Consider the following 1,651-nt stretch of genomic DNA (forward strand, 5'->3'; position numbering starts at 1 on the left):
AAAGGCAATTGCGGCATAATTCGCAGCGCCACGGCGGAGCGCGTCGCCTGCGACCTCGACCAATGGCGGCGCCAGCCTATTGTTCCAGCACCATGCGCCCGTTGGCAAATTCGAAGCGCCTGAGTTTGGACAGAAACGACAGGCCAAGCAGGTTTTCCGACAGCGCCTCGTCGGGCAGCACCATGGCGTCGACGTCGCGCACGATGAGACCCCCGACATCGACCATGGGGAGCCGGGTTCGCGCCGCCTTGACCTTGCCGTTGGCCGTGGTCACCGTCGCATCATAATCGTTCTGCGAGGGCCGCACGCCGATCCGCGCGGCTGAACTTTCATTGAGCGCGATCACCGACGCCCCGGTATCGACCATGAAGCCGACGCGCTGGCCGTCAATCCGGCCTTCCGTCTGGAAGTGGCCGCGGCCATCCCGCGCGATGCTGACGCTGCGGCGACCGGCCTGGGCGTTGTCCTCGAACGTCGCCTGCTGCACGGGCGTCGTCGCCCGTGCCGCCGCGGTTGCGGTCATTTCGTCGGCCACCTGCGCCATGTAGGTACCCGCTCCGACAAGAAGCGCGGCAAGAATCATCAGATTTCGCATGGCGCACACTCACTGACAGACCCGACTCAACTAACAGACCCGAACAACGGCCGCGACCTTACGCGCGGTCGTCGGCTGGCCATAACCCGCAACAACCGTGAGGTTCTTTATTTGGGAAAAGGATGAGCGAAGCGTTAATGCGAAATCCATCGCGCGCTACGCCCACCCGCTCCGCGCTTCCGTCATCCTGCGCCAGCATGATCTTTTCCGAAAACCGGTTTCCACTTTTCGGGATCTGCCCTAGCGGCCGTCTTCGGTGCTCAAGGCGAACGCCTTGATCTCATAGCTCTTGCGGATCAGCGCCAGCAGATCCGTCGGCCGTACCGATCGCTCGGCGCGCCGCCACGAGACATCGAATGAACAATCGATCGACCCGTCATCATGCCGTTTCACATCGGCGAAGCGGGCGTGATAGCCAAAGCCTCCGATCAGGCGCGGCAGTTCGACGATCGTTCGCATCTCGGCATCGGCTGCGACAACCACCCGGACGCGGTGCTCGCGAGGGATGACATAGTCGACCCATTTCAGCGCCCAGAGAGTCATGACCGCCAGCACCGTCGCGGCGGCGCCCAGCACCAGTTGACCGCCGCCCAGACAGAGACCGATCACCGTGATCAGCCACAACGTTGCCGCGGTGGTGACGCCGGTGATGAGATCACCTTTCTTGAAGATGGTCCCGGCGCCGATGAAGCCGACGCCGGTGAGGATGCCGAGCGGCAAGCGCATCACATCCATCTCGGCGAAGGACGCCGGCGTCTTGCCGCTCGCCGACAGCAGGACGTTGGCCTGGATCATGGCGACCGAGGCGGCGAGTCCCACCAGAATGGTGGTGCGAAATCCGGCCGCATGTCCCCGCGTGCTCCGGTCCAGGCCAACGATGCCGCCGGCGACCATGGTCAAGGCGAGACGGATTGCGATATCCGGCCAGGTCGGTTGCAGGGGCATGTCCATGGGAGCCTCGGGGCGAGATGTCGTGGCCAACGTTGCGGCGACAGCACAGGTTCCGGATACGCGAGCCCTTCAGGTCCCGCGCGGCTTGACCCGGCGTGTCGGCGG

The 1,651-nt window shown here is 64.3% G+C and carries 2 protein-coding genes; both read right to left on the minus strand.

The genetic code is table 11. The features are described 5' to 3' along the window. Positions 1-76: 76 nt before the first annotated feature. The gene (locus BGO16_RS04980) at positions 77-595 is read right to left on the minus strand and encodes a TIGR02281 family clan AA aspartic protease (RefSeq protein ID WP_292617484.1); all 519 of its coding nucleotides are present in this window, start codon (positions 593-595) and stop codon (positions 77-79) included. A 240-nt stretch (positions 596-835) separates the two neighbouring features. Continuing rightward, positions 836-1,546 (minus strand): MgtC/SapB family protein, encoded by a 711-nt coding sequence (locus tag BGO16_RS04985; protein ID WP_292617485.1) that lies wholly within the window; start codon positions 1,544-1,546, stop codon positions 836-838. Between the last annotated feature and the right edge of the window lie 105 nt (positions 1,547-1,651).

Source organism: Nitrobacter sp. 62-23, assembly GCF_001897285.1.
Lineage (GTDB): Bacteria > Pseudomonadota > Alphaproteobacteria > Rhizobiales > Xanthobacteraceae > Nitrobacter.